This is a genomic window from Streptomyces sp. WAC07094 (assembly GCF_036320405.1).
GTDB lineage: Bacteria > Actinomycetota > Actinomycetes > Streptomycetales > Streptomycetaceae > Streptomyces > Streptomyces lannensis.
Genome location: NZ_JAVMJZ010000001.1, coordinates 831,316 through 857,213 on the forward strand (window position 1 = coordinate 831,316; position 25,898 = coordinate 857,213).

The window sequence follows — 25,898 nt, forward strand, 5'->3', positions numbered from 1 at the left end:
CCCGCGCACCCCGTGGACCGCGTCCCGGCAGGGCACGAACCCCTGCACGCCGCGGGCGCGGTCCACAGCATCGGTCCGGGCCGCCGCCGCTACGCGCCGTCGGCCTCCTTGCCGCCTTCGGCCTCGTCCGTCTTCCGGGCCTGTGCGGCCTTTTCGCCCTCGCCTCGCGGCTTGAGGCGCAGGGCCAGATCGCCGTCCGCGACGTCCGCCAGGACCGTGTCACCCGGGTTGACCGTCCCGTCCAGCAGCATGTTGGACAACCGGTTGTCCAGCTCCGTCTGGATGGTGCGGCGCAGTGGACGGGCGCCGAACTCCGGCTGGTGGCCCCGTTCGGCAAGCCAATCCTTGGCCGCCTCGGTGACCTCCAGTCGGACGTCCTGCGCGTGCAGCCGCCGCCGGGTGCCGTCCAGGAGCAGGTCTACGATCTGCACCAGGTCCTCGCGCACCAGCGAGTGGAAGACGATCACGTCGTCGATCCGGTTGATGAACTCGGGGCGGAAGTGCGCCTGGAGCTCGGCCATCAGATCGTCCCTGATCTCCTCGACGTCACCCTGGTGGTCCAGGATGTGCTTCGAGGCGATGTTGCTCGTCATGATGACGACGGTGTTGCGGAAGTCGACCGTGCGACCCTGGGCGTCGGTGAGCCGCCCGTCGTCGAGAACCTGCAGCAGCAGGTTGAACACGTCCGGATGGGCCTTCTCCACCTCGTCGAAGAGCACAACGCTGTAGGGCTTGCGGCGCACCGCCTCGGTGAGCTGGCCCGCCTCCTCGTAACCGACGTAACCGGGCGGGGAGCCGACCAGCCGGGAGACGGTGTGCTTCTCCTGGAACTCGCTCATGTCGAATCGGACCATGCGGTCGGGGTCGCCGAAGAGCAGGTCCGCGAGTGCCTTGGCGAGTTCCGTCTTGCCGACGCCGGTGGGGCCGAGGAAGAGGAAGCTGCCGGTGGGGCGGTTGGGGTCGCCCATCCCGGCCCGGCCGCGGCGTACGGCCTGGGCCACGGCGGTGACCGCCTGGTCCTGGCCGATGACCCGCTCGTGCAGCAGGTCCTCCAGCTTCATCAGCCGCTCGCGCTCGGTCTCCGTCAGCTGGGAGACCGGGATGCCGGTACGTGCGGAGAGCACCTCGGCGATGTCGTCGACGGTGACCATGGAGGCCGTGGCCGCCCCGCCCTCGGCGATCTCCGACAGTTCCCGCTCCAACTCGGGTATCTGTCGCTTGACTTCACTCGCGCGCTCGAAGTCCTCCGCGCTGACCGCCTGGTCCTTCTCCCGGCGCAGTCGCTCGATACGGTCCTCCAGGTCCGCGACCTCCGTGGAGTCGACCACGGCGCGCAGCCCGACCCGGGCCCCGGCCTGGTCCATGAGGTCGATGGCCTTGTCGGGCAGGAACCGGTCGCTGATGTAGCGGTCGGACAGCGACGCCGCGGCGTCCAGCGCCTCGTCCGAGTAACGGACCTGGTGGTGGGCCTCGTACGCGTCGCGCAGTCCGCGCAGGATCTCGATCGTCTCCTCGACGCTGGGCTCGGGCACCATGACCGGCTGGAAGCGGCGCTCCAGCGCCGAGTCCTTCTCGATGTGCTTGCGGTACTCGTCGAGGGTCGTGGCGCCGACGACGCTGAGGTCGCCCCGTGCGAGGGCGGGCTTGAGGATGTTTCCGGCGTCCATCGAACCCTCGCCGGTGGCGCCCGCACCCACGACCTGGTGCAGTTCGTCGATGAAGAGGATGATCCCCTTCTTGGACGCCGAGACCTCGTCGATGACCTTCTTCAGCCGTTCCTCGAACTGACCGCGGTACTGCGCCCCCGCGACGAGCCCGGCCATGTCGAGCGAGACCACACGACGGTCCTTCAGCACCCTGGGCACCTCACCGCCGACGATGCGCTGCGCCAGTCCCTCGACGATCGCGGTCTTGCCGACGCCCGGATCGCCGATGAGCACCGGGTTGTTCTTCGTACGGCGGGAGAGGACCTCGACCGTCTGCTCGATCTCGGAGGACCGGCCGACCACGGGGTCGAGGCGGCCGCTGCGCGCCTCGTCGGTGAGGTCGCGCCCGTACTCGTCGAGTGTCGGGGTGTCGGGATGACCGCCTGCCGCCTGCGCCTGACGTCCGGGAGCGCTCAGCGCCTCCGGGGAGGCGCCCTCCGACTGAAGGGTGCGGGCCAGCGGGGAGCGCGGATCGTCGAGGAGCGCGGCGAGGATGTGCTCCGGACCGATGTAGGAGGCGCCCGCCGCCTGGGAGCGGGCATGAGCGGCGAGCAGGGCGCGCTTGGCCGCAGGCGTGAGCGCGGGCTCGGCGGTGCCGGTCCCGGAGGGCAGCGAGTTCTGCAGATCGGCGGCGAGCCGCTCGGGATCCACGCCCGCCTGCTCCAGCACCTGACGCGCGGCCGGCACCTGGGTGGCGGCCCACAACAGGTGTACGGCATCCAGGTCGGAGCCGTCCTCGGCGGCCTGCGCGCCGGCGGCGGCGAGGAGCTCGTTGGACGAGTCGCTGAGCAGCCGTCCGATGGGTACGCGCTGCACGGCCGGCGGCGAGGTGGCCGGGCTCATACCGAAGAAGCGATTGAAGAGATCGGAAAACGGGTCGCCTGACCCGAAGGGCGAGATCGTCACGATTGCCACCCGTCCGGCGGCGACACACGGCCGCGTATCGCCCGCCGTAGTCGAATTGCCCGTACCTGCCCAGTGTTCGCCAGGTTCTGAGGCATCACAACCGCAGCACAACAGGGTCTATCCGGGTGATTGCGGCGGGATCGCACGGGTACCCGTGCGACGGTCTCGTGCGCCGGGCCGGCCGAGTAGTGCGCGCGCCCCCCGGCGCAACGCGAGTTCCCGGTGCACATGGACGGTCCGGGGTCCGCGGAACGACGGACGTGGACAGCTCGACGTCCGCGGAACGGCTCACGCGCGCCTGGTCCGCGCCCCGTTCAGGGCCCTTGGCGACAGCTCCCGGAGACCGCCGGAACGTGCCGCCCCGGACCCGGTGATCCGGCGACAGATGTGCTCAGCCCTCGACCGCCGCCCGCGCCGCGTCCCGGTAGCGCCTCGGCGCGACGCCCACCGTGCGCTTGAAGGCGTTGCTGAAGGCGCTCTCCGAGGTGTAGCCCACGGACTGGGCGAGCGCCGCGACCGGTGTCTCCTCCTCGCGCAGGGCGCGCGCCGCCAGGGTCATACGCCAGTTGAGGAGGTACGTCAGCGGCGGGACGCCCGCGGCCTCCTTGAAGCGCAGGGCGAACGCGGTCCGCGACATGGCCGCCTCCCTGGCGAGCTCCTCCAGCTGCCAGGGACGTGAGGGATCTCCGTGCATCAGCCGCAGCGCCGGGCCGAGGCGCTCGTCGGCGAGGGCCCGCAGCCAGCCGGCGGGAAGGACCTCGGCATCGGCGAGACAGACCCGCAGAACCTGGACGAAGAGCAACTGGGCCAGCTGGTCGGACGCGAACGCGCTGCCGGCCCCGCCCGTCGTCATCTCCCCCACCAGCTGTCCGATCAGCCAGCCCAGCACCGGGGCCTCGACCTCGGCGGCCCGTACGTGGATCAGCTCCGGCAGAGCCCTGCGCAGCAGGTCACCACCGTCCCGGCTCAGGTCGATGTGGCCGGAGACGCACATGAAGTCCTCGCCGCCGCCCAGACGGGCCATGCGATCGCCCGGATCCATGTGCACCTCGCCCGAGTCCAGCGGCTCGATCCCCGGGGCGCTGCACAGCACGTACGAACGCCTGCCGTCGGAGACGACTACGTCCCCCGCCTCCAGCGCGAGGGACTGCCCGCCGTCCTCGCGGACGAGCAGGCAGCGTCCCCGCACGACCACGTTGACCTTGAGCTTGTCCCGCCCTCGGAGCCTGATTGCCCAGTCGCCGCCAGCCGTGAACCCACCGGAGAAGACACTGCGGGCGTCGGCGACGGCGAGGGCGTCGGACAGGGGATCGGCACGCATGACTGAACTATCGCGCAAGTAATCCGCACTCTCAAGCATTCATCGTACGAATCGCGCGACCTACGGTGGTCCGGACAGCCCGCCGACCCGAGCGATGCGAGGAGATACCCACCATGTCCACCACCCCCCAGCGGCCCCTGCCCTCCGGCTTCGGCGCCGCCTCCACCGCCGACGACGTGATCAAGGGCATCCATCTGACCGGCAAGGTCGCGATCGTCACCGGCGGCTACTCCGGCATCGGCCTGGAGACCGCCCGCGTGCTGCGTGCCGCGGGCGCCGACGTCGTCGTGCCGGCCCGTGACATCGAGCGGGCCCGGGCCGCCCTGAAGGGCGTCGACGGGGTCGAGGTCGAGCCGATGGACCTACTGGACCCGGCCTCCGTGGACGCCTTCGCCGAGACGTTCCTCGGTTCCGGCCGCCCCCTGCACATTCTGGTGAACAGCGCCGGCATCATGGCGACGCCGCTGCACCGGGACGCGCGCGGCTACGAGGGCCAGTTCGCCACCAACCACCTCGGGCACTTCCAGCTCGTGTCCCGCCTGTGGCCCGCGCTGGTGGCGGCCGGCGGAGCGCGGGTGGTCGCGGTCTCCTCCCGCGGGTTCCGCTTCTCCCCCGTCGTCTTCGAGGACCTGCACTTCGAGCACCGGACGTACGAGCCCTTCGGCGCCTACGGCCAGTCGAAGACCGCGAACGCCCTCTTCGCCGTCGAACTGGACCGGCGCGGGCGTGCTGAGGGTGTGCGGGCCTTCTCCGTGCACCCGGGCATGATCATCGACACCGGTCTCGCCAAGCACATCCCCGCGGAGACGATCCGGGCGGCCGGTGCGGTGGACGAGCAGGGCCGCCCGGTACGCGACCCCTCCCGTCAGCTCAAGACGATCGCGCAGGGAGCCGCCACCAGTGTCTGGTGCGCCACCAGCCCGCGGCTGGACGGGCTGGGCGGCGTCTACTGCGAGAACTGCGACATCAGCCCGCTGGTGCCCGAGGCGGAGGAGGCCGCCTGGCGGGCCGGAACGGAGACCGCCGGTGTCCTCGGGTACGCGGTCGACCCGGACGCGGCCTCCCGCCTGTGGCAGATCAGCGAACGGCTCACGGCCTGATCGCCCGAGGGTCTCGCCGCCTCCTGTCCGGGTGCCCTGCGCCCTACTTCTTGAGGATCGCCTCGATCCGCGCCAGCTCGTCGGCGTCGAAGTCCAGGTTGCGGGTGGCCGCGACGCTGTCCTCCAGCTGCTGCGGGCTGCTCGCGCCGACCAGAGCCGAGGTCACCCGACCCTCGCGCAGCACCCAGGCCAGAGCCAGCTGGGCCAGCGACTGGCCGCGGGACCCGGCGATGTCGTCGAGGGCGCGCAGCCGGCCCACCAGGTCCTCGGTGACCGACTCGGAGGTCAGGAACGGGCTGTCGCTCGCGGCCCGGGAACCCTCCGGGATGCCGTCCAGGTAGCGGGCGGTCAACAGGCCCTGCTCGAGCGGTGAGTAGGCGATGGACCCGACCTGGAGCTCGTCCAGGGCGTCCAGCAGCCCTTCGTCCTCCGGGCGCCGGTCGAGCATCGAGTAGCGCGGCTGATGGATCAGCAGCGGGGTGCCCAGTTCACCGAGGATACGGGCGGCCTCACGGGTCTGCTCCGCCGAGTAGTTGGAGACACCGACGTACAGCGCCTTGCCCTGCTGGACCGCCGAGTGCAGGGCGCCCATCGTCTCCTCGAGCGGGGTCTGCGGGTCGGGGCGGTGCGAGTAGAAGATGTCGACGTAGTCCAGGCCCATCCGCTTCAGGCTCTGGTCCAGCGACGACAGCAGGTACTTGCGGGAGCCCCATTCGCCGTACGGGCCCGGCCACATCAGGTAGCCGGCCTTGGTCGAGATGACCAGTTCGTCACGGTAGGACGCGAAGTCCGACCGCAGCGCGTCGCCGAGGGCGGACTCGGCGGCGCCGGGCGGCGGGCCGTAGTTGTTCGCCAGGTCGAAGTGCGTGACACCGAGGTCGAAGGCGCGGCGCAGGATCCGCCGCTGGGTCTCCGCCGGGCGGTCGGGGCCGAAGTTGTGCCACAGACCGAGGGACAGCGCGGGCAGCATCAGACCCCTGCGTCCGGTGCGACGGTAGGGCATGGCCTGGTAGCGGTCGGGGGCTGCCGTGTACAACGTGCACTCCAGGTGGGATCGGCTGACGACGCGGTCCACTGTCACCCGCCCCTCCGGCAGCGGTCCAACAGAGGAATCCGATGGGATTGAGCATCTACACTTCTCAATCATGGAACTGCGCCACCTCCAGCACTTCGTCGCCGTCGCCGAGGACCGGCACTTCACCCGGGCGGCGGAACGCCTGATGGTCTCCCAGTCGGGCCTGTCCGCCTCGGTGCGCGCCCTCGAGCGGGAGCTCCAGGCGCCGCTCTTCGTCCGCACCACCCGCAGCGTCACGCTCACGGAGGCGGGCCGCGCCCTGCTGGTGGAGGCGGAGCGGATCCTGTCCCAGGTGCGCGCCGCCCGGGAGGCCGTCGCCGCCGTCCAGGGGGTGCTGCGCGGCACCCTGTCGCTGGGCACCGAGCAGTGCATCGCCGGGGTGGACGTCGCCCGGCTGCTCGCCGCATTCCGGCGCCGCCACCCCGACGTGGAGATCCGGCTCCGCCAGGCCGGCTCCGGCGCCCTGGCCGAGGAGGTCGCGGCGGGCCGGCTGGATCTCGCGTTCGCCGTGCGCACCCAGGAGGACAGCGACCAGTTGCGCTCCCTCCCGCTCACGAGCGAGCCGATGACCGTACTGTGCCATCCGTCGCACCCGCTGGCCGACGGCGGCCCGGTGAGCCCCGAGGACCTGGGCGGGGAGGCGTTCGTCGACTTCCACCCCGACTGGGGACCGCGCCGCACGACCGACATGGCATTCGCGGAGGCGGGGGTTCAGCGGACGGTGACGCTCGAGGTCAGCGATGTGCACAGCCTGCTCGAGCTGGTCCACGAAGGACTCGGCGTCGCCGTGGTACCGCGTCACTTCGGACAGAAGCGGGAGGCGTCCACCCTCGTGTCGCTCCCGGTCAAGAGCGACGCGCTGTACGAGACCGTCGCAGCGCTGCCGCCGCACGAGGCGACCAGCCCGGCTGCCCGGGCACTGATGGGTCTGCTCGCGGCGGAGACGGAGGACGGCATCCGCGAGGACTGACGGTGAGGATGGCCGCGGCTCCGGCCGACAGCCCGACGCCGTGCCTCCCGATGCGCGATGGTGGACCCATGCATGCGAAGGACATCCTCATCGACGCCTACGGCCGCATCCGGGAAGAAGTCCATGCCGCCGTCGACGGGCTGGGGCCTGACGAGCTCAACGCCCGGCCCGTCGAGGACGCCAACTCGATCGCGTGGCTCGTCTGGCACCTGACCCGGGTGCAGGACGACCACGTCGCCGACGCCGCCTCCCTCGAGCAGGTCTGGCTCTCACAGGGCTGGGAGAAGCGCTTCGGCCTCGGTCTCCCCCGCCAGGACACGGGGTACGGACACAGCCCCCGGCAGATCGCCCGCGTCCAGGTGGAATCGGGCGACCTGCTCACCGGCTACTACGACGCCGTGCACGAGCAGACGCTCGGGTTCGTGCGGGGGCTCACCGCCAAGGACTTCGAGCGCATCGTGGACGAGCGCTGGGATCCGCCGGTCAGCCTGGGCGTGCGGCTGGTCAGTGTCCTGTCCGACGATCTGCAGCACGCCGGACAGGCCGCCTACGTCCGCGGGCTGCTTCAGAGCGCGGCCTCGTAGCCGGGCAGGATCACGTCCCGGATCAGGGCGTTGCGCTCGTCGAACGGGATGAACGCGCTCTTGACCGCGTTCACCGTCACCGTGCGCAGATCCTGGACCGTCCAGCCCGCCTCCTCGACCAGCAGGGACATCTCGCGGGTCATCGTGGTGCCGGAGACCAGCCGGTTGTCGGTGTTGAGGGTGACCCGGAAGCCCAGGTCCTTCAGCGCCGTGATCGGATGCCCGGCGATCGAGGAGGCGGCGCCCGTCTGGAGGTTGGAGGTCGGGCACATCTCCAGCGCGACACGGCGGTCCCGCACCCAGCCCGCGAGCCGGCCGAGCTTGCCGTCGACGATGTCCTCGGTGATGCGCACGCCGTGCCCGATGCGCTGGGCGCCGCAGACCTGCAGGGCCTGGTGGATGCTCGGCAGGCCGTACGCCTCGCCCGCGTGGATGGTGAAGGGCACGCTCTCGCGGCGCAGGTGCTCGAAGGCGGCGAGGTGGTCGGCGGGCGGGAAGCCGTCCTCGGCCCCGGCGATGTCGAAGCCGATCACACCCGCGTCGCGGAAGGCCACCGCGAGGTCCGCGATCTCGCGGCTGCGGTCGAACATGCGCATGCCGCACAGCAGGGTGCCGACGCGGACCGGGGTGCCGGCGGCCGCCGCCTTCGCCCTGCCGGCGGCGAGTCCCTCCTGCACGGTCTCGACCACCTCGGGCAGGGTGAGGCCGCCCTTGAGCATCAGTTCGGGGGCGTACCGTACCTCGCCGTACACGACGCCGTCCTCGGCCAGGTCCAGGACGTACTCCTCGGCGGTGCGCAGCAGGCCCTCCCGGGTCTGCATGACGGCGAGGGTGTGCTCGAAGGTGGCTATGTACCGCACCAGGTCACCGGAGTTGGCGGCCTCGTAGTACCAGTCGGCGAGTTCCCGCGGGTCGTCGGCGGGCAGGGTGTGGCCGACCTCGTCCGCCAGTTCCACGAGGGTGGCGGGGCGAAGACCTCCGTCGAGGTGGTCGTGCAGAACGGCCTTGGGGAGGCGGCGGAGGGCGGCGGTGTCGATGTGCGCGGCGGTCATGTGCGGTTGATCCTCGGCAGATGGGTCTCGTCGGTGGGTCATTCGGCGGGCTGGAGCAGGTCCCAGCGGTTGCCGTACAGGTCCTGGAAGACGGCGACGCTGCCGTACGGCTCGTGCCGAGGCTCCTCCAGGAAGGTCACGCCCGCCGCGGTCATCCGGGCATGGTCCCGGGCGAAGTCGTCGGTGTGCAGGAAGAAGCCCACGCGCCCGCCGGTCTGATCGCCGACCCGGCCGCGCTGCGCCTCGTTCTTGGCCCGGGCGAGCAGCAGCCCGCTGCCCTGGGCCCCGGCGCCGGGTTCGACGACGACCCACCGGGAGCCGTCCGGCCGCGGCTCGTCGGCCGTGAGCCGGAACCCGAGGGCCTCGGTGTAGAAGCGGATCGCCTCGTCGTAGTCGCCGACGACGAGGGTGACCAGGGCGATGCGTCTCATCGGACCTTCCAGGGAGGGAGTTATACGTAACACGTAGCGTACGGCATCACGCCCGGTGCCCCGGCCGACGCACGGCACGGGGGGTGAGCGGCGGCGCTCAGTGGCCCGCCTCGCCCTGAGCGACCTCGACCTCGTGGTGGATGCCGACGGCCTCGGTCGCCGGGGCGGCGGGGACCGTGGCACAGATGACGAGGACCTCGGCGATCCAGGGGGCCGCCCGGCACGGCGCGCGCGGGACCACCGGCGGTGCGGCGACCCGCTGCGGCACGGGTCCGGTGCTCGCGGCGGGCACGAAGTGCTCCCCGGCGCGACGTGCGGCTCGGCCGAGCGCGAGGACGTGCGCCGAGCCGGTCACCACCCACAGGGCGGCGGGGAGGGGAGCCGCGCGAGCGGGGACACGGCGAACGGCACGACGAGCGGCAGGAGCAGGGGGAAGGTCAGGTCTCGTCGGACTCCAGCAGGTCCCGGAGTACGCGCTCGTCCTCCTCGCTGAGCCGGGCCACGAAACGGGCCAGCACCGTGTGCCGGTCGGTGTCCCGGTCCAGCTCGGTGTGCATCCGCCGGGCGGTGAGGCCATGGGCGTCCTGGACGGGGAAATAGGCGTAGCCACGGCCCTGGCGCCGGCGGCCGACGACACCCTTGTCGTGCAGCCGGGACAGGATCGTCGTCACCGTGGTGCGGGCGAGCCCTTCGCCCAGGCTCAGCTGGACCTGACCGGGGGTCCGGGGGGCGTCCGCCGCCCAGAGGGCGGCCATGACGCTCGCTTCCAGCTCGCCCGCCGGGCGACGCTCGTCCTTCGCTTCGGTCATGGATCCTTCCTCATCCCACCGGCCGTCCCTGTCGACCGTCCGCAGGGATGCAGTCCGCGCGAATCCGGTCGTACCGGGTCGCGCATCCATTATGAAAGGGCCGCCGCAGCTCTCGGTCCTCGGTCCTTGGACGGATTGCGGGGGACATGGTGCGGGCCTAGCGTGGAGAGATGTCCGACCTCGACACCGGGTCCGGTGCCGGTTCGGCGTACTGTGACGCCGGCGCCGCGCTTGCGGTGGTCGGCCCGTCGGGAACGGTGACTCGGTGGACGGACGCCGCCCGGGAACTGCTCGGCTATCGGGCGCAGGAGGTTCTGGGGCGGTCCGCGGAGTCGCTGCTGGCGTCGCCCCACGAGGTCGGGCACGGGTTCCGGCGCGAGTGGTCGGGGCGCGTGGTGCTGCGCCGGCGTGACGGCCGGACGGTGGAGCTGCGTCTGAAGGTGTGCGCCCTGCCGGGCCAGGACGGGGCCGTGGACTGGCTGGTCTCGGTGATCGGGCCGGAAGCGGCCCGCGCGATGTCGGTCGCGGAGAACTGTCCCTTCCCCATGGCCGTCTGGGATTCGGAGCTGCGCATGGCGTGGCTGAACCGGGCACTCGCCGAGGCCTATGGAGGTTCCCCCGGGGATCGGCTCGGCCGCGTGCTGGAGCATTCGCCGCTGTACGCGGACACCGACGCCGTGAGGGCGGCTCTGCAGGAGGTACTGGACAGCGGTGAGCCGGTGATCGGCCGCGAACTGGACCAGCTGGACCGCCGCTGGCGGCGCACCTACGCGCTCTCGGTGTTCCCGGTGGAGGACGCGCGCGACGGCAGACCGGGGGTGTGCTCGCTGAACGTGGATGTGACCAGCTCACGGCGAGCGCGGGAGAGGATCACGCTGCTGAGCAGGGCGGGCACCCGCATCGGCACCACCCTCGACATCATGCAGACCGCGCAGGACCTGACAGATGTCATGGTGCCGGTACTCGCCGACTACGCCACCGTCGACCTCCTGGACGCGGCCGATCTGAGCGAGCGGCCCCTGGCCCGGCTGGGCGTGGCGGGCGACGGCCGTATCCCGGCGTTCCACCGCTGTGGCCTGGCGTCGATCCACGAGGGTGTACCGGAGTCTGTCTGGTCTCGCGGCGATCCGGTGCTCGTCCCCCCGAACTCCCCCTTCCTGGACGTGCTGACCTCCGGACGTTCCTATCTGGAACCCGTCCTGGACGCCTCCCCCGGCTCATGGCTCGACCACGACCCGCGACGGCGTGAGCGGGTCGTCACCCTGGGGATGCACAGCCTGATGATCCTGCCGCTCCACGCCCGCGGCGAGATCCTGGGGGTCACGTTGCTCGTCCGTACGGAGAATCCGGTGCCGTTCGACGAGAACGACCGCCTGGTCGCCGAAGAACTGGTCAGCCGGGCGGCGCTGAGTCTGGACAACGCCCGCCGCTACGCCCGCGAGCACACCGCGGCCCTGGCGCTGCAGCGCGACCTGCTGCCCAGCCATCCGAGCGGTGGGAGCGCCGTCGACGTGGTGTGGCGCTACCTGCCGTCCGACCAGCGGGGCGGTGTCGGCGGCGACTGGTTCGACGTGATCCCGCTGTCGAGCGCCCGGGTCGCCCTCGTGGTCGGCGACGTCGTCGGCCACGGCATCAACGCCGCGGCGACCATGGGCCGGATCCGCACCGCGACGATGACGCTCGCCGCACTGGACCTGCCCCCCGCCGAGGTGCTGGCCAACCTCGACGACCTGCTCGCCCGGCTCGGGGCCGACAGCGTGGATTCGAAGGCCATGCCCCCCATGATCATGGGTGCCACCTGTCTGTACGTCGTCTACGACCCCATCGGCCGGCGGTGCACCGCCGCGCGGGCCGGGCACCCGCCCCCCGCCCTCGTCGACCCCTCGGGCGCCGTCACGCTGCTCGACGTCCCTCCGGGGGCACCGCTCGGGGTGGGCACCCGTACGTTCGAGACCGTGGAGTACGAGTTGAGCGAGGGAAGCACACTCGTCCTCTACACCGACGGTCTCGTCGAGACCCATGACCACGACATCGACTTCGGGCTGGACCGTCTGTGCCGGGCCCTGGGCGAGCGCCCCGGGGCACCGCTCGAGGAGCTGTGTTCGGCGGCCGTCGCGACCATCCCGGCCGGGGAGCAGTCCGACGACGTCGCGGTGCTCCTGGCGCGGCCCCACTCGCTGGATCCGGACCAGGTCAGGGAATGGGAGACGGCCGCCGACGCCGCGGCCGTAGGCGGTCTGCGCGCCGCGGCCGTTCGCACCCTGATGGAGTGGGGGCTGGAGCGGCTCGTCCCCGCCGGTGAGCAGATCGTCGGCGAACTGCTCGCCAACGCCGTGCTCCACGCGGCCGGCCCGGTACGGCTGCGCCTGATCCGGGACCGGGTGCTGGTGTGCGAGGTCCTCGACCACAGCCTCAACGTCCTGCGGGCGGGCAGTGCCGGACCGACCGACGAGGGAGGCCGGGGGGTGACGATCGTCGCCGCGCTCGCCTCCCGTTTCGGTTCCCGCTGGACGCCGAACGGCAAGTGCGTCTGGGCCGAACTGCCGCTGCCCCCCTGATCCGAGGGCAGCGGCGACGGGGCGCGGCGGCCCCGGGCGCACGATCACGCAGGCCTCGGTGACGGGGCCGCACCCGATCGCCGCGACGGACTACCGCCCCTGCAGACGCACGGTGTTCAGGCGCATCATCTCGTCGTCCGTGAGCCGCAGCGCGCCGGCCGCGACGTTCTCCACGAGGTGGTCGGGGCTGCCCGTGCCCGGGATGGCCAGGACATGGGGGCCCTGCTGAAGCGTCCACGCCAGCCTGACCTGCGCCGGTGTGGCGCCGTGCGCCCGGGCGACGGTCCGGACCTCGTCGAGCTCCTCGCCGGCCGGCCCGCGCGCACCGCCCTGCCCGGCCACCGCGAAGAACGGGACGAACGCGATGCCCTGTTCACCGCACAGCCGCAGCAGTTCGTCCGCGTCCGGATCGGGGGCGTGGAGACCGTACTGGTTCTGTACGCACACCACCGGTGCGATGGCCTGCGCCTCGGCGAGTTGGCGGGGCTCGACACCCGAGATGCCGAGGTGCCGGATCAGACCCGCCTCGCGCAGTTCGGCGAGCGCGCCGAAGTGTTCGGCGATCGAGTCCCACCCCTCCATCCAGCGAAGGTTGACCACGTCCAGGTGGTCCCTGCCGAGTTGCCGCAGGTTCTCCTCGACGTGCCCGCGCAATCGGTCCGGGCGGGCCGGGGTGCCCCAGTGACCCGAGTAGTCGCGGTAGGGGCCGACCTTCGTGACGATGACCAGGTCGTCGGCGTAGGGCGCGAGGGCACTGTTGATCAGCTCGTTCGCCGAGCGCAGCGACGAGAAGTAGAAGGCGGCCGTGTCGATGTGGTTGACGCCGAGCTCGACCGCCCTGCGCAGTACGGCGATCGACTGCGCGCGGTCGCTCGGCGTGCCGAGGTGGAAGGCGGCACTGCCCGTCAGCCGCATCGCGCCGAAACCGATCCGGCTGACGGGCAGATCGCCGAGGGTCCAGGTGCCCGCGGCGTCCGCGGTGATCGTCCGTGAGGTCATGGGTGGATCATGCACACACTCCGCGGACCCGCGCATCCGGTTCGAGGGGCGCTCTACGGATAGGTGTACGTGTTCAGCGTGTTCACCGCCGAGGCCGGGTTGCCGAGGTCGTAGTGGTCGACGGCGAGGTAGTTGGGCTTCTTCCGTGCCGCCGGCCCGCAGAACCGCCGGGCGCGGTCGGCGAGTTTGGTGTTGTCGGTCTGCGCCGTGGACGCGATCGCGACGTCACGGAAGTGGTTCATGACGAACAGCGGACGGAAACCGGGTTCGGTGCGGGTCAGCGGGACGACCGTGTTCGCGTCGTACCAGCGGCTGTAGCAGGACCAGTCGGAGGAGCCGATGCCCGGGCCCATCGACCAGTAGTTCTCCACCGTCCAGTCCTTCTGGTACATCACGCCGAAGCTGTCGCGGGTGAGTCCCGCGGCCTCGTCCGAGGCACGACTGTGATCGGTGAGGATCAGCAGCCGGTCGTTCGCCGCGATCAGATCGGCCATCCTCGGCCAGCCGTTCTGCCGCACCCCGGTGCGATCGGGCCGGTAGAGGACGTCCGACAGCCCGTTCACCCTGGCCAGTTCGCTGCGCAGGACGCCGGGATCGACGTAGTCCTCCAGGAACACGGTGACGAACTGATCGGGGTGCGTCCCGAGGAAGTCCACGATGCGCTGGACGTCCACCCAGAGGGCGACCGGCCGGCTCACCAGGGTGCAGCTGTCGTGACAGAGGATCGCCCCGTCGGGGGTCTGATGGATGTCCAGCATGAATCCCCGGACACCGTCGTCGAGTTGCCAGCTGATGCCGCGGGTCTGATTGGGCACCAGGTTCACGAAGGGCGGCGCGAATCCGCCGTCGACTCCGTTGGCGTAGGCGTTGTGCGCGGTGAGGAACGTGACCTGGTCGAGGGTGCGCCGATCGGGGGACGGCATGGGGCCGGTGGGCGAGTCGACCGGGGTGAGGTACCAGGTGGCGAGGCCGCCCGAGGGGCCGACGGTCAACTGGGCCGGGTAGTTGGACCCGGAGGCTCTGGCTCCCACGGTGAGATGGCGCTCGGTCCCGGGTGCCTTCAGGGTGTACTGGTCATCGCCCTCGGGCGCGATGTCCCACGCCGCGTCGGCGCTCGTGCAGGAGACGGTGCGGGCCTGGTCGCCGGAGCGGCCGAGACAGCTGCCCTGGGTGTCGGCGCTTTCGAGGACGTACGAGGGTCCGCTGCCTCTCAGATTCCATTGCTGGTGGTCCTCGTTGCCCTTGGGGTTGTGCTGCTCCACGGCTCCGCCGTTGTCGGCCGCGTTGAGTCCCGTGGTGGCGCTCTGGACGTAATAGGTCCCTGCGGCGGGGACGGCTGCGGCCGCATGGGAGGGGGGAACGACGGCCGCGGCCACCAGTGCGGCGGTCGCGGCGAACAGGGCGTGGGGGGTTCGCATGACGTTGCCCTTCGCTCGGCGTTGGTCATGCGCATGACACCATGCCGAACGGTCGGGCGTCAGCAGCCGAGGTTGCCGATCGGTGAAACTCCGTCGAGCCGAGCACGGCCGCCCCCTGACGGGGGCGGGCAACAGAGCCTGGCGCACACGCCGTTGGGGGCGGCCGCGGTGGGGGGTTGCGCGGATTCACTCAACACCATTGGTCTGTACCAGTCAAGGGTGTGTACCGGCCATGGCTCGGGCCGGGCCGACGGCGGACGGGCCGCCCCTCCGGGGCTCGGTCACACCTGCGGTCCTCCCGCGAGGTCCCGCAGCCGCCGCTCCAGAAAGACCCGTTCCGCCGTGCCGTCCGCGTGCGCGAGAGCCCTCTCGTAGGCCTTCACCGCCTCGGCCCGGCGTCCGAGGCGCCGCAGCAGGTCGGCGCGGACCGCGTGGAAGACGTGGTACCCGTCCAGGTCCAGCGCGTCCACCAGGTCGAGGGCCGCCCCGGGACCTCGCACCTCGGCCACGGCGACGGCACGGTTCAGCGCGACGACCGGGCTCGGAGCGAGTGTCATCAGATGGTCGTACAGCCTGAGGATCTGACTCCAGTCCGTCGCCCGCGCGGTGGCAGCGTCGCTGTGCACGGCGTTGATGGCGGCCTGGATCTGATACGGACCCGGCCGGCCCCGGCGCAGACACCGGCGTACGAGTTCCTGCCCCTCACCGATCAGATCGCGGTCCCAGCGGGTGCGGTCCTGCTCGGGCAGCGGCACCGGTTCGCCGCCCTCGCCCGCGCGGGCCGGGCGGCGCGACTCGACGAGCAGCATCAGCGCGAGCAGGCCGGTGACCTCCGGCTCGTCGGGCATCAACTCGGCCAGCAGACGCCCGAGACGTACGGCTTCGGTGCACAGATCGGCGGAGCCCGTGTACCCCTCGTTGAAGATCAGGTACACCACGGTCAGCACGCCACCGAGCCGGTCGGGCAGGTCGGCGTCGCGGGGCACGCGGTAGGGGATCCCCGCGTCGCGGATCTTCGCCTTCGCGCGGACCAGCCGCTGGGCCAGTGTCGGTTCCGGCACCAGGAAGGCGCGGGCGATCCGCGCCGTGGAGAGCCCGCCGAGCAGGCGGAGCGTCAGCGCGACCCGCGCCTGGAGGGACAGCGCCGGGTGGCAGCAGGTGAAGATCAGACGGAGCCTGTCGTCGCGCACGGGCCCCTCCTCGGCCGGTGTGTCGGGCGCGAACAGCCGCGCGGCCTCGGCGTGGCGGGCGTCCCGGGAGGACTCCCGGCGCAAACGGTCGATCGCGCGGTTGCGCGCCGTGGTGATGATCCAGCCGGCGGGGCTCGGCGGAACACCGGTCCGCGGCCAGTCCCGAAGGGCCGTGGCGAAGGCGTCCTGGACCGCTTCCTCGGCGAGGTCGATGTCGCCGAGGAACCGGACGAGGACGGAGACCGCACGACCGTACTCGGCACGGAAGACGGTCTCGACGTCGACGGCCCCGGTCATCAGTCCTCGGCCGGATGCAGGAACGGGCGCACCTCGATGGGCAGGGTGGTGGCCCGGGTCGCCTTCCGGCCCCATTCCAGAGCCGCGTCCAGATCGGGTGCCTTGATCAGGCACAGTCCGCCGAGGTACTCCTTGCCCTCGGCGTAGGGCCCGTCGGTGATCAGCACGTCCTCGTCCTCGGGCCGCAGCACGGTGGCCGTCTCCGGACCGTGCAGTCCTCCGGCGAAGACCCAGGCGCCCGCCGCGCGCAGTTCGTCGTGGAAGGTCTCGACATTGCGCATGATCTCGGCCAGGGCCTCGGCCGAGGGCGGGGTGCCCTCACTCGGCTGGATCACACTCAGCAGGTAGTACTTCATGACGTCCTCCTCGGTGCCGTCGGGGTGCTCTCACCTCCTACACGAACGGCGGGGCTCCGGATCGACACCTCTCCCGGCGACACCGGGAGAATCTTCCTCATGAGCACCCCGGCACATCCTCTCGTCGCCCGCGCCCGCCGGCTCGCGCAGGACCTGCTCGCACCCGAGGCCGAGCGTGTCGACCAGGAGTGGGTGCCCGCAAGCCATCTCGAGGCGATCAGGCGGTCGGGGCTGCTCGGGCTGAACGCGCCCGTCGAGTACGGCGGTTCGGCCGCGCCCGCCTCGGTGGCGCGCGAGGTCGCGGAGATCCTGGCGGGCGCCTGCTGCTCGACGTGGTTCGTCCAGACGCAGCACCACACGCCCGTGCAGACGCTGGCGAACAGCGATCTGCCGGTGCGGGAGCGCCTGCTGGGCCCGCTGGCCCGCGGCGAACTGCTCTCCGGTGTGGCGTACGCGCACCTGCGGTCGTATCCGCGAATCCCGGTACGGGTGACCCGGGAGCGGGGCGGCCACCGGTTCGCGGGCACGGTGCCCTGGTACTCGGGCTGGGGTCTGAACGACGTCATGCTGCTCGCGGGGGTCTGCGATGGCGGAGAGGTGGTCTTCGCGTTCGTCGAGGCCCGCGAGCAACCGGGACTGCGCGCGTCGCAACCACTGCGGCTCGCCGCGCTCACGGCCGCACGCACGGTGTCGCTGGAACTCGACGGGCTGTGGGTGCCCGAGGAGGCGGTGGCCCTCCGGGCACCCCATGACCGGTGGGCGGCGACCGACCGCCGCAAGACCCTGCACGCCTCACCGGCGGTGTTCGGCGTCGCGGAAGCTGCGCTCGGCCTGCTTGACGAGGACACCGCCGGGCCCCTGCGGGCCCGGCTCGCCGAGGTGCGCAGGGCCGCCTATGCGCTGGCGGACGGTCCGGTTCCGCAGGAGGAGCCGGCGGATCGGCCGACCCTCAGGACACAGGCGTACGAGGTGATGCGCGCGGCCACGACCGCGGCGGTGGTCGCCGGCGGAGGCCGGGCGATGCTGCTCACCGGCAAGGCCCAGCGGCTGGCGCGGGAGGGGATGTTCCTTCTGGTGCAGGGCCAGACCGAGGAGTCGCGCCGGGCGCATCTGAACAGCCTGGCGGCGTCCGTGGCCCCGGCACACGGCCCGTCCACCGGGAGGGCTGCCACCTCGGCGTGACGGGGAGCCCGCAATCTCCCGCATTCGCGGCGCATTCCGGGCGTCGTACCGTGAGGACGACCCGGCCGGCCGACACGGGAGCCCTACGACCTGCGCCACGCGGCGTGCGGGGCCTGAACGCGGCACCACTCGCCGTCGTCGCACGCGACGGTGCCACGGCCCGCCCGGAGCCCTCCGCTCAGTCCTCGTCGCGTCCCGGGACGACCACGAGGAAGGCGTCCGACATGATGTCCATGATGACCTTCGCCGGCTCTCCTTCGGCACGTCGTCGCGCCGCGTACTCCTCCGCCGGCCATGATCCGCGCGGGGCTCCCGCGGGAAAGCGCTCCAGTACCTTCGCCCCCATAGCGGCAGACACCTCCCACCTCGATCGTCGACTCGAAACGACGAGTCCGTGTCCTTCCGCCTGCCCCCGGTCGACGCGAACATGTCGCACCCGGGTGGATCGGCCCGCTGCCGCATCCGGATCGGCCCCCCGAGGGGAAGTGATCGTTGCAGGACAACCGACACGGAGGACCGGGAGCCGATGAACGACGACGGGACGGGCCCGGGTCTGCGCTGCCTGGTGACCGGTGCCACGGGATACATCGGCGGCAGGCTCGTACCGGAACTGCTCGCCGCGGGCCATCGGGTGCGCTGCCTCGCGCGCTCTCCCGACAGGCTGCGCGACCAGCCCTGGGCGGGTGACGTCGACGTGGCCGCCGCCGACGTCACCCGGGCCGACTCGGTCGCCGAGGCCATGCGCGACATCGACGTGGCCTACTACCTGGTGCACGCCCTCGGTTCGGGCGGCGACTTCGAGAAGACCGATCGCAGGGCGGCCCGGGTCTTCGGAGAGCGGGCCCGGGCCGCGGGTGTGCGGCGCATCGTCTATCTCGGCGGTCTCACCCCCGTGGGGGTGCCCGAACGCGAGCTGTCCCCACATCTACGCTCCCGGTCCGAGGTCGGTCGCATCCTGCTGGACTCGGGCGTCCCCACCACCGTGCTGCGGGCCGCCGTCATCATCGGCTCCGGTTCGGCCTCGTTCGAGATGCTGCGCTACCTGACGGAGCGGCTGCCCGTGATGGTCACCCCGAGGTGGGTGCGCACCCGGATCCAGCCCATCGCCGTACGGGACGTCCTGCGCCTGCTCGTCGGCAGCGCACGGATGCCGGACGACGTCAACCGTGCCTTCGACATCGGCGGACCCGACGTGCTGACGTACCGGGACATGATGATCGGCTACGCGGAGGTCGCGGGCCTTCCCCACCGGGTCGTCCTCCCCGTCCCGGTGCTCACCCCCCGGCTGTCCAGTCTCTGGGTCGGTCTGGTCACCCCCGTGCCCACCTCGATCGCCCGCCCGCTCACCGAGTCGCTGCGCCACGAGGTGGTCTGCCACGAGAACGACATCGCGCGGTACGTCCCCGCCCCGACGGGACACCCGATCGGATTCGACGAGGCGGTGCGACTCGCGCTGCAACGGGTGCGCGACGCCAAGGTCACGACCCGCTGGTCGTCCGCCTCGCTGCCCGGCGCCCCCAGCGATCCGCTGCCCACGGACCCCGACTGGGCGGGCGGCAGCCTCTACACGGACCGGCGCGAGCTGACGGTCGACGCCTCGCCCGAGGCACTGTGGCGCGTGATCGAGGGCATCGGCGGGGACAACGGCTGGTACTCCTTCCCGCTCGCCTGGGCGGTACGGGGCTGGCTCGACCGGCTGGTCGGCGGGGTGGGTCTGCGCCGCGGCCGCCGTGACGCACAAAGGCTGCGGGTGGGCGACTCGCTGGACTTCTGGCGGGTCGAGGAGATCGAACCGGGCCATCTCCTGCGGCTGCGGGCGGAGATGCGGCTCCCGGGCCTCGCCTGGCTGGAGATGTACGCTGAGCGGGACGACGACGGCCGGACCCGGTACCGCCAGCGCGCCCTGTTCCATCCGCACGGTCTGCTCGGTCAGGCCTACTGGTGGAGCGTCTCCCCCTTCCACGCCGTCGTGTTCGGCGGCATGGCCCGCAACATCGCCCGCGCCGCCGCCCGCACCCCGCTGGTCCGGGCGGACGAGCGCACCCCCGACCGCTGACCCGTGTCCACGGGGCCGCCCCCCCCGGAAGCACGAACCGCCCCTCGCGTCCCCGGAGTTCGCGTCATGAACGTCTCGGTCGTCCTGTTCACCTCCGATCTGCGGCTGCACGACCAGCCGCCCCTGCGGGCCGCCCTCGACGGCTCCCGTGAGGTGGTGCCGCTGTTCGTGGTCGACCGGGCCGTGGCCGCCGCCGGTTTCACCGCCCCGAACCGGCTGGCGTTCCTCGCCGACTGCCTCCGGGATCTCGACACGGGTCTGCGGGAGCGGGGCGGCCGTCTTGTCGTCCGCTCGGGAGACGTCGTCGAGGAGGTGTGCCGGGTGGCGTGCGAGGCGGACGCCGACGAGGTGCACATGGCGGCCGACGTCAGTGCCTACGCCCGACTGCGCGAGGCGCGGCTGCGGCGGGCCCTCGAAGGTGAGGGGCGCCGGCTGCATGTGCACGACACCGTGACCACCGCCGTGCCGCCGGGCGCGCTGACACCGGCGTCCTCGGACCACTACGCCGTCTTCACCCCCTACTTCCGGCAGTGGTCGCGGCAGCCGCTGCGCGACGCCCTCGGCGCGCCGCGTACCGTACGGGTGCCGGGCCCGATCGGGTCCGAGGACCTCCCCTCACGCCGCGGGCTGCCGGGTCTCTCGCAGGGGCTGGCCCCCGGCGGTGAGGCGGCGGGCAGGAGGCGGCTCACGGCCTGGCTGCGCGACGGTGTCGCCGCCTACGAGGACCGCCACGACGATCTGGCGGGCGACGCCACCTCGCGCCTCTCGCCGCATCTGCACTTCGGCACGCTCTCGCCCGTCGAACTCGTCCATCGGGCCCGGCGCAAGGGCGGCGGCGGCGCGGACGCCTTCGTGCGGCAGCTCGCCTGGCGCGACTTCCACCGTCAGGTCCTGGCGGCGCGGCCCGATGCGGCGGACAGCGACTACCGCACGAAGCGGGACCGCTGGCGGTCCGGGCGAGCCGCACTGGAGGACATCGAGGCATGGCGGGAGGGCCGGACCGGCTACCCGGTCGTCGACGCGGCGATGCGGCAGCTGATGCACGAGGGCTGGATGCACAACCGCGGCCGGCTGCTGACCGCGAGCTTCCTCACCAAGACCCTGTACATCGACTGGCGCGTGGGGGCCCGCCACTTCCTCGAGCTGCTGGTCGACGGCGACCTCGCCAACAACCAGCTGAACTGGCAGTGGGTGGCCGGCACCGGCACGGACACGCGACCCAACCGCGTGCTCAATCCCGTCGCCCAGGCCAGGCGTCACGACCCGGACGGCGCCTACGTACGTCGCTGGGTGCCCGAACTCGCCGGGATCGAGGGACCGGCGGTGCATGAGCCGTGGAAGCTGTCCGCCTCGGAGCGTGCCGCCTGCGCGAGCTACCCGGACCCGGTCGTCGACCTCTCGGAAGGCCTTGCCCGGTTCAGACGGGCCCGGGGCCGCGAATGAGCGGGCCGTGCCCCGGACCGCTCGCAGTCACCGCCCGGGCGGTGCCGCGGCGAGATCCCCGTATCCGGCGGTGAGCGCGGCCAGGGCTTCGCGCAGCCCGGGCGGCCGCACCATGCCCGGCATCGCGCGTCCCGCCCATCCGGGACCGCCGAGCACGACCGTCGGCTGCCGGCGTGCGCCCTTCACTCCCCACTCCGCGGCGGCCACGTGCCGGGCCAGCGGCAGGCTCGCCGTGGAGCGTGCCTGGGCCCACAGCACCACGGCCGCGGGCCCCAGTCGCCGCACCGCCGCGGTCAGGGCCTCCGCCGGCACTGCCGCGCCGAACATCCGTACGGGTACGCCCTGTTCGCCCAGCGCGGCGTTGAGTGCCTCCAGCGGCAGCGTGTGCTCCTCCCCCGGCACACAGGCGAGGACGACCGGTCCGGCGCCGTCGTGCGCCACGGGTGCGGGTGTACAGCGCCTGAGCGTGGTGGAGACGTGCCAGGACAGCAGATGCTCGACCTCGACATAGCGGTCGCCCGACGACGCCCATCTCCGTCCGACGGTGTGCAGGGCCGGCACCATGACCTCCTGCCAGGCGACGGCGAGGCCGTGGCGATCGACGGCGCAGGTCAGCCGCTCGTCCACGGCCGCGGCGTCCAGCCGCACGGCGGCGCGCGACAGACCGCGGCACTCCTGGCGCGTGTCGCCGGACACGGGCTCACGCTCGGGCGCGGGGGTGCGCGGCACGCTCCCGGTCCGCTGCGACGCACCGGGCACAGGGGCGCCGCCCACCGGTTGCAGCACGGTCCGGGCCGCCTCGGCGGGCGGAACGCCTGCGGAGGTGAGCCGGCACATGGTCTCCAGCATCGCCACATCGCGCGGCGTCCAGCGCCGATGGCGCCCGTCGGGCCGCACCGCGGGCCCGAGCCCGTATCTGCGGTCCCACGAGCGCAGCGTCGTGGGCGACACGCCGAGGTGACGGGCGACCGCGCCCGTCGTCAGCGCCGTCTTTGCCGACTCGGGAAGCCCGGGTCCCTCGTCGCCGCTCCGGACACCGGAGGACTCGTCCATGCGCCGACTATACGACGCAGAATCGATGCACGTTGTGACCGTCGACGGCGACCGCGGACGATGAACAGCACACCGGGGCGTGTCGGCACGCCCCGGTGACCGGCCCACCGGACCGTCCGCCGCGGTCCGGCCGCCCCGTCGGGGAGCAGGGCGGACGCCGCCCCGTGTGAGGAGCCGCCGTCATGCCCGTACTGCGACACCCCGGCCCCGGTCTTCCCCCGCCGCTCGCCGACGACGAACTGGCCCGGGGGCTGAGGGAGGGCGACGAGGACTGTCTGACCGAGGCCTATCGACGCTGGTCGCCGATGGTCCACGCGCTGGCGTGGCGTTGTCTGGGCGACGCGAGGGAGGCCGAGGACGTCACCCAGCAGGTCTTCCTCGGTGTGTGGCGCGGCCGGGGCGGCTACCGGCCCGATCGCGGTGCGCTCCCCGGATGGATCACGGGCATCGCGCGGCGCAAGATCGCCGACGCCCTGTCCGCCCGGACACGCCGCGGCGAGCTGGTCCTGTCGGCCGCCTCGCGCCTCGGCCCGGCCGACTCCCCGGGTGCGCAGCCCGAGACCCTTCTCGACCGCGTGGTGGTCCGCCGCGAGCTGGCCCGGCTCCCCGCCGCACAACGGCAGGTGCTGTGCCTGGCGTACTACGAGGATCTGACCCAGGCCCAGATCGCCGTGCTCACCGGCTGGCCCCTGGGCACGGTCAAGAGCCACGCCCGCAGGGGACTGCGCCGGCTGCGCAGCTGTCTGCAGCAGGAGACCGCACCCTGAACGGGGCGCTCCGACACCCACCCCGTACGGGTCGTTCGCTGCGGAACCGATGCATGCCCGTGGGCGCTCACGCAACGGCCCGGGACGGTGGCACGGGATCACCGTGCGGCGACCGGGTGATCAGGTGGCCTTTCGGCGGCGACTGAGGGAAGGCGGAGAGGGACGGGTTCGCCGCCCGGTACCGCGGTCACCGAGGGCGGCGGCACGCGCGGCCGCGCACCCGTGCGGCTCAAACGGAAGGGCAGCCGTGGAGGGACAGGCCTCACTACCTCACAGGAGACGGCCATGGCTTCGGCGTGTCGGCGCACTGACCGGCCCCGGCGTGCCTCCCGGCGTCACCCGTGCGCTCGCCCGGGCCCGTCGGGCCGGCCCGATGCTGTGGACGGCGTTGCGCCGGACCCCGGTGGCCATGTGGCGGGACGATGCCTCGGACTGGGCGGCGGCCCTGACGTACTACGCCATTCTCGCCCTGCTGCCCATGCTCCTGATGACGGTCTCCCTGATCGGCACGATCAGTCCGCATCTGACGGACGCTCTGATCGACCGTGTGACGGCGTGGGCCCCGGCCGAGTCCGGCTCGGCCCTGCACAGCACGCTGCGCCGGCTGGCCGGAGAGCGGTCCGCCGCGCTCACGGTGGCCGTCGGAGGCGGGGCGAGCGCGCTGTGGTCGGCCTCCAGCTACCTGGCGGTGTTCCGGCGGGCGCTGCACGACCAGCACCGTGTCGCCGACACGCGGCCCGCGCTGCGTACGGCGCACCGCATCCTGCTCACGGCCGTGATCCTGCTGGTCCTGTTGTTCTGCAGTGCGCTGCTGCTCGTCCTCGGCGGCCCCCTGGCGCGCGCACTGGGCGAGTGGGCCGGGCTCGGCGAGGCGGGGGCCGCCGCGTGGACCCTGCTGCGCTGGCCGGCCCTGGTGGCGCTGGTCGCGTTCCTGGTGCTGGTGCTGTTCCGCACCGGGCCTTCCCAGGCCCGTACGCTGCGCCACGCCCTGCCGGGCGGGGTGCTCGCCGGGGCGCTCTGGCTCGCCGCCTCCGCCTGCTTCACGGCGTACGCCGCGGGACTCGGCACCTACAGCAGGCTGTACGGATCCCTGGCGGGGGTGGTCGTCTTCCTGGTGTGGCTGTGGATGTCTCATCTCGCGCTGCTGGCAGGCGCGCAGTTCACGGCCGAGCTGGCCCGGGCCGAAGCGGCTCCGTCACCGGCCCCGCACCCCCTACACATAAAAGAAAAATAAGAGCAAAATACCCTTATACGGCACTTATGCCGCATCGGACGCGATCGGACCTGCAGAGTCGAAGGAGGCCGGTCATGGCTCACGTCTCACACACCAGAGGCGACATCACCACCCACCCCGATGTCCATGAGATGCGGGACCGCTACACCCGCATGCTCGGCACCCGTGACGTGGCGCTCGTGGACGGACCAGTGTTCCTGCTCGGTCTGTACTGCGCGGCGTCCCCGTGGATACTCCACTACACGACGAGCCAGCCCGCCGTCGCGACGCACAACCTCATCATGGGGATCGCGCTCGGGCTGCTGGCCCTCGGATTCACCATCATGCCGGAGAGGATGTACGGCCTGAGCTGGGCCATGTGCGCCATGGGCGCATGGATGATCATTTCGCCGTGGATCGTCGGCGTCGCCCCCGACACGGGGGTCGTGGTCAACAGCATCGTCATCGGCGCACTCGCCGTGGCACTGGGCGTGATGTGCGCGGGAGCGGCCGTGAGGAGCACCCCGCACGCATAGCGGCACCGGCGCCCGGCCACCGCGGCGGAAGGGCGGCCCGGCCGGCCCGCGGTCGCGGACCGGCCACGCCGTGCGCGCCTTCCGCCGCCCGGCACCGGATCAGTCGTTCGGCACCAGCCACGGCTCCTGCGGCAGCGGACTGCCCGTCTCGATCAGCGACTTGAGGTTCGACAGCACGGCCGCCCAGCCCCCGGCGACGTCCGCGCGCTCGCGCTCGTCCGCCAGATCCTCGTGGGTGACGGTGAGCCTGACGATGTCCGCGTGGGGCTGGATGTCGAAGGTGACCTTGGAGTACGCCTCCGGGCGCCCCTCGTTCTCCGGAGAGGTCCAGGTCGTCACGAGGCGGCCGGGCCGATCGCTTTCGACCACCTCGCCGACCACGTCGGCGATGCCCGAGCCGTCGGTGCGGACATGCTCCCAGCGGGAACCGGGCTTCCAGTCGGAGACATTGCTGTGGCCCCAGTACGCGGCGGTCAGCTCGGCGTCGGTGAGCGCGTCCCACACGGCTTCGGGGGTGCTCCTGATGTAGATGACGTACACGAACGTGGGCTTGTCGCTCATGGCTTCCTCGGCTTGTCGTTTGACGGCGCTCAGCGCGCGCAGGCGCGGGCGCTCGAACTTGTCGATCCACCGCTCCTGGATCTCGTGGAGCGGTACCGGATTGAGGTAGTGCAGCTTCTCCCGCCCCCGCCGCACGCTCGCGACCAGATTGGCGGCCTCTAGGACGGCGAGATGCTGGGTGACGGACTGACGCGTCATGTCGATGTGCTCGCACAGCTCACCGAGCGTCTGTCCGCCACGCTCGTGCAGCCGGTCCAGCAGCCGGCGGCGGGTCGCGTCGGCCAGCGCCTTGAAGACCTGGTCCATTGCGGAATC

24 protein-coding genes are annotated in these 25,898 nt (G+C 72.1%); 10 read left to right on the forward strand and 14 right to left on the reverse strand.

All coding sequences use genetic code 11. From position 1 onward, the window contains the following. Nucleotides 1–89: 89 nt before the first annotated feature. Together RCR19_RS03725 and RCR19_RS03730 are read right to left on the reverse strand one after the other, a co-directional pair. Nucleotides 90–2,621 carry an ATP-dependent Clp protease ATP-binding subunit gene (locus RCR19_RS03725; protein ID WP_331263743.1) on the reverse strand — a complete coding sequence of 844 codons (2,532 nt, stop codon included), beginning with the start codon at nt 2,619–2,621 and terminating at the stop codon, nt 90–92. Nucleotides 2,622–3,003: 382 nt separating this feature from the next. Then, entirely contained in the window at nt 3,004–3,933 is a 930-nt protein-coding gene (locus tag RCR19_RS03730) for an AraC family transcriptional regulator (RefSeq protein ID WP_331263744.1), read from the reverse strand. A 113-nt stretch (nt 3,934–4,046) separates the two neighbouring features. Here RCR19_RS03730 and RCR19_RS03735 point away from each other — a divergent pair, with 113 nt between their 5' ends. Further along, the gene (locus RCR19_RS03735; RefSeq protein ID WP_331263745.1) at nt 4,047–5,033 is read left to right on the forward strand and encodes an oxidoreductase; all 987 of its coding nucleotides are present in this window, start codon (nt 4,047–4,049) and stop codon (nt 5,031–5,033) included. 43 nt (nt 5,034–5,076) lie between these two features. On the opposite strand, the gene mgrA is transcribed toward RCR19_RS03735, so the two are convergent. Beyond that, nucleotides 5,077–6,069, reverse strand: a complete 993-nt coding sequence (gene mgrA, locus RCR19_RS03740) for an L-glyceraldehyde 3-phosphate reductase (RefSeq protein WP_331269335.1) — start codon at nt 6,067–6,069, stop codon at nt 5,077–5,079. A gap of 109 nt (nt 6,070–6,178) precedes the next feature. Between mgrA and RCR19_RS03745 the strand changes: the two genes are divergently transcribed. Next, entirely contained in the window at nt 6,179–7,078 is a 900-nt protein-coding gene (locus RCR19_RS03745) for a LysR family transcriptional regulator (RefSeq protein WP_331263746.1), read from the forward strand. A 68-nt stretch (nt 7,079–7,146) separates the two neighbouring features. Continuing rightward, nucleotides 7,147–7,662 carry a DUF664 domain-containing protein gene (locus RCR19_RS03750; RefSeq protein WP_331263747.1) on the forward strand — a complete coding sequence of 172 codons (516 nt, stop codon included), beginning with the start codon at nt 7,147–7,149 and terminating at the stop codon, nt 7,660–7,662. On the opposite strand, the gene RCR19_RS03755 is transcribed toward RCR19_RS03750, so the two are convergent. The 4 genes from RCR19_RS03755 to RCR19_RS03770 all read right to left on the reverse strand — a co-directional run bounded on the left by RCR19_RS03755 (nt 7,644) and on the right by RCR19_RS03770 (nt 9,954). Next, nucleotides 7,644–8,714 carry an adenosine deaminase gene (locus RCR19_RS03755; protein WP_331263748.1) on the reverse strand — a complete coding sequence of 357 codons (1,071 nt, stop codon included), beginning with the start codon at nt 8,712–8,714 and terminating at the stop codon, nt 7,644–7,646. The two genes, RCR19_RS03750 and RCR19_RS03755, sit on opposite strands and share 19 nt — an antisense overlap. Nucleotides 8,715–8,752: 38 nt before the next feature. After that, on the reverse strand, nt 8,753–9,145 hold the full coding sequence (locus RCR19_RS03760; protein WP_331263749.1) for a VOC family protein: 393 nt from the start codon (nt 9,143–9,145) through the stop codon (nt 8,753–8,755). 97 nt (nt 9,146–9,242) lie between these two features. Continuing rightward, nucleotides 9,243–9,500: a hypothetical protein gene (locus tag RCR19_RS03765; protein ID WP_331263750.1), complete on the reverse strand. Its 258-nt coding sequence runs from the start codon at nt 9,498–9,500 to the stop codon at nt 9,243–9,245. 82 nt (nt 9,501–9,582) lie between these two features. After that, complete coding sequence (locus tag RCR19_RS03770) at nt 9,583–9,954, reverse strand: BlaI/MecI/CopY family transcriptional regulator (RefSeq protein ID WP_331263751.1); 372 nt, start codon at nt 9,952–9,954, stop codon at nt 9,583–9,585. Between the two features lie 170 nt (nt 9,955–10,124). On the opposite strand from RCR19_RS03770, the gene RCR19_RS03775 reads away from it, so the two are divergent. Beyond that, nucleotides 10,125–12,512, forward strand: coding sequence for a SpoIIE family protein phosphatase (locus RCR19_RS03775; RefSeq protein ID WP_331263752.1), 2,388 nt, complete (start codon nt 10,125–10,127; stop codon nt 12,510–12,512). Nucleotides 12,513–12,602: 90 nt separating this feature from the next. Here RCR19_RS03775 and RCR19_RS03780 read toward each other — a convergent pair whose 3' ends face one another. From RCR19_RS03780 to RCR19_RS03795, 4 genes are all read right to left on the reverse strand, one after another. Continuing rightward, the gene (locus RCR19_RS03780) at nt 12,603–13,511 is read right to left on the reverse strand and encodes an oxidoreductase (protein WP_331263753.1); all 909 of its coding nucleotides are present in this window, start codon (nt 13,509–13,511) and stop codon (nt 12,603–12,605) included. 53 nt (nt 13,512–13,564) lie between these two features. After that, nucleotides 13,565–14,929, reverse strand: a complete 1,365-nt coding sequence (locus RCR19_RS03785) for a phospholipase (RefSeq protein ID WP_331263754.1) — start codon at nt 14,927–14,929, stop codon at nt 13,565–13,567. A gap of 281 nt (nt 14,930–15,210) precedes the next feature. Then, nucleotides 15,211–16,416, reverse strand: coding sequence for an RNA polymerase sigma factor (locus tag RCR19_RS03790; RefSeq protein ID WP_331263755.1), 1,206 nt, complete (start codon nt 16,414–16,416; stop codon nt 15,211–15,213). After that, nucleotides 16,416–16,772 carry a YciI family protein gene (locus RCR19_RS03795; protein WP_059127969.1) on the reverse strand — a complete coding sequence of 119 codons (357 nt, stop codon included), beginning with the start codon at nt 16,770–16,772 and terminating at the stop codon, nt 16,416–16,418. The genes RCR19_RS03790 and RCR19_RS03795 overlap by 1 nt, the downstream gene beginning before the upstream one ends. Before the next feature lie 99 nt (nt 16,773–16,871). Between RCR19_RS03795 and RCR19_RS03800 the strand changes: the two genes are divergently transcribed. After that, a complete protein-coding gene (locus tag RCR19_RS03800; protein WP_331263756.1) occupies nt 16,872–17,954 on the forward strand; it encodes an acyl-CoA dehydrogenase family protein in 1,083 nt (360 codons plus the stop codon). A 178-nt stretch (nt 17,955–18,132) separates the two neighbouring features. On the opposite strand, the gene RCR19_RS03805 is transcribed toward RCR19_RS03800, so the two are convergent. Next, nucleotides 18,133–18,300, reverse strand: coding sequence for a hypothetical protein (locus RCR19_RS03805; RefSeq protein ID WP_331263757.1), 168 nt, complete (start codon nt 18,298–18,300; stop codon nt 18,133–18,135). Nucleotides 18,301–18,480: 180 nt separating this feature from the next. On the opposite strand from RCR19_RS03805, the gene RCR19_RS03810 reads away from it, so the two are divergent. Beyond that, nucleotides 18,481–20,010 carry an SDR family oxidoreductase gene (locus RCR19_RS03810; protein WP_331263758.1) on the forward strand — a complete coding sequence of 510 codons (1,530 nt, stop codon included), beginning with the start codon at nt 18,481–18,483 and terminating at the stop codon, nt 20,008–20,010. A gap of 66 nt (nt 20,011–20,076) precedes the next feature. Continuing rightward, on the forward strand, nt 20,077–21,453 hold the full coding sequence (locus tag RCR19_RS03815; RefSeq protein ID WP_331263759.1) for a deoxyribodipyrimidine photo-lyase: 1,377 nt from the start codon (nt 20,077–20,079) through the stop codon (nt 21,451–21,453). Nucleotides 21,454–21,480: 27 nt separating this feature from the next. Here the strand turns inward: RCR19_RS03815 and RCR19_RS03820 are convergent, their stop codons facing one another. Beyond that, on the reverse strand, nt 21,481–22,506 hold the full coding sequence (locus RCR19_RS03820) for a MerR family transcriptional regulator (RefSeq protein ID WP_331263760.1): 1,026 nt from the start codon (nt 22,504–22,506) through the stop codon (nt 21,481–21,483). A 182-nt stretch (nt 22,507–22,688) separates the two neighbouring features. On the opposite strand from RCR19_RS03820, the gene RCR19_RS03825 reads away from it, so the two are divergent. The 3 genes from RCR19_RS03825 (at nt 22,689) to RCR19_RS03835 (ending at nt 25,022) form a co-directional block, all read left to right on the forward strand. Continuing rightward, a complete protein-coding gene (locus RCR19_RS03825; RefSeq protein WP_331263761.1) occupies nt 22,689–23,273 on the forward strand; it encodes a sigma-70 family RNA polymerase sigma factor in 585 nt (194 codons plus the stop codon). A gap of 373 nt (nt 23,274–23,646) precedes the next feature. After that, nucleotides 23,647–24,507 carry a YihY/virulence factor BrkB family protein gene (locus RCR19_RS03830; protein WP_331269336.1) on the forward strand — a complete coding sequence of 287 codons (861 nt, stop codon included), beginning with the start codon at nt 23,647–23,649 and terminating at the stop codon, nt 24,505–24,507. Nucleotides 24,508–24,581: 74 nt separating this feature from the next. Then, the gene (locus RCR19_RS03835) at nt 24,582–25,022 is read left to right on the forward strand and encodes an SPW repeat protein (RefSeq protein WP_331263762.1); all 441 of its coding nucleotides are present in this window, start codon (nt 24,582–24,584) and stop codon (nt 25,020–25,022) included. A gap of 99 nt (nt 25,023–25,121) precedes the next feature. Here the strand turns inward: RCR19_RS03835 and RCR19_RS03840 are convergent, their stop codons facing one another. Then, entirely contained in the window at nt 25,122–25,889 is a 768-nt protein-coding gene (locus tag RCR19_RS03840; protein ID WP_331263763.1) for a metalloregulator ArsR/SmtB family transcription factor, read from the reverse strand. Between the last annotated feature and the right edge of the window lie 9 nt (nt 25,890–25,898).

What these genes read in the sequence shown, in the direction of transcription:
- RCR19_RS03730 (WP_331263744.1), bottom strand. Translation starts at nt 3,933, where the DNA reads ATGCGTGCCGATCCCCTGTCCGACGCCCTCGCCGTCGCCGACGCCCGC.
- RCR19_RS03735 (WP_331263745.1), top strand. Translation starts at nt 4,047, where the DNA reads ATGTCCACCACCCCCCAGCGGCCCCTGCCCTCCGGCTTCGGCGCCGCC.
- RCR19_RS03745 (WP_331263746.1), top strand. Translation starts at nt 6,179, where the DNA reads ATGGAACTGCGCCACCTCCAGCACTTCGTCGCCGTCGCCGAGGACCGG.
- RCR19_RS03750 (WP_331263747.1), top strand. Translation starts at nt 7,147, where the DNA reads ATGCATGCGAAGGACATCCTCATCGACGCCTACGGCCGCATCCGGGAA.
- RCR19_RS03755 (WP_331263748.1), bottom strand. Translation starts at nt 8,714, where the DNA reads ATGACCGCCGCGCACATCGACACCGCCGCCCTCCGCCGCCTCCCCAAG.
- RCR19_RS03760 (WP_331263749.1), bottom strand. Translation starts at nt 9,145, where the DNA reads ATGAGACGCATCGCCCTGGTCACCCTCGTCGTCGGCGACTACGACGAG.
- RCR19_RS03770 (WP_331263751.1), bottom strand. Translation starts at nt 9,954, where the DNA reads ATGACCGAAGCGAAGGACGAGCGTCGCCCGGCGGGCGAGCTGGAAGCG.
- RCR19_RS03775 (WP_331263752.1), top strand. Translation starts at nt 10,125, where the DNA reads ATGTCCGACCTCGACACCGGGTCCGGTGCCGGTTCGGCGTACTGTGAC.
- RCR19_RS03780 (WP_331263753.1), bottom strand. Translation starts at nt 13,511, where the DNA reads ATGACCTCACGGACGATCACCGCGGACGCCGCGGGCACCTGGACCCTC.
- RCR19_RS03785 (WP_331263754.1), bottom strand. Translation starts at nt 14,929, where the DNA reads ATGCGAACCCCCCACGCCCTGTTCGCCGCGACCGCCGCACTGGTGGCC.
- RCR19_RS03790 (WP_331263755.1), bottom strand. Translation starts at nt 16,416, where the DNA reads ATGACCGGGGCCGTCGACGTCGAGACCGTCTTCCGTGCCGAGTACGGT.
- RCR19_RS03795 (WP_059127969.1), bottom strand. Translation starts at nt 16,772, where the DNA reads ATGAAGTACTACCTGCTGAGTGTGATCCAGCCGAGTGAGGGCACCCCG.
- RCR19_RS03800 (WP_331263756.1), top strand. Translation starts at nt 16,872, where the DNA reads ATGAGCACCCCGGCACATCCTCTCGTCGCCCGCGCCCGCCGGCTCGCG.
- RCR19_RS03805 (WP_331263757.1), bottom strand. Translation starts at nt 18,300, where the DNA reads ATGGGGGCGAAGGTACTGGAGCGCTTTCCCGCGGGAGCCCCGCGCGGA.
- RCR19_RS03810 (WP_331263758.1), top strand. Translation starts at nt 18,481, where the DNA reads ATGAACGACGACGGGACGGGCCCGGGTCTGCGCTGCCTGGTGACCGGT.
- RCR19_RS03815 (WP_331263759.1), top strand. Translation starts at nt 20,077, where the DNA reads ATGAACGTCTCGGTCGTCCTGTTCACCTCCGATCTGCGGCTGCACGAC.
- RCR19_RS03820 (WP_331263760.1), bottom strand. Translation starts at nt 22,506, where the DNA reads ATGGACGAGTCCTCCGGTGTCCGGAGCGGCGACGAGGGACCCGGGCTT.
- RCR19_RS03825 (WP_331263761.1), top strand. Translation starts at nt 22,689, where the DNA reads ATGCCCGTACTGCGACACCCCGGCCCCGGTCTTCCCCCGCCGCTCGCC.
- RCR19_RS03830 (WP_331269336.1), top strand. Translation starts at nt 23,647, where the DNA reads ATGCTGTGGACGGCGTTGCGCCGGACCCCGGTGGCCATGTGGCGGGAC.
- RCR19_RS03835 (WP_331263762.1), top strand. Translation starts at nt 24,582, where the DNA reads ATGGCTCACGTCTCACACACCAGAGGCGACATCACCACCCACCCCGAT.
- RCR19_RS03840 (WP_331263763.1), bottom strand. Translation starts at nt 25,889, where the DNA reads ATGGACCAGGTCTTCAAGGCGCTGGCCGACGCGACCCGCCGCCGGCTG.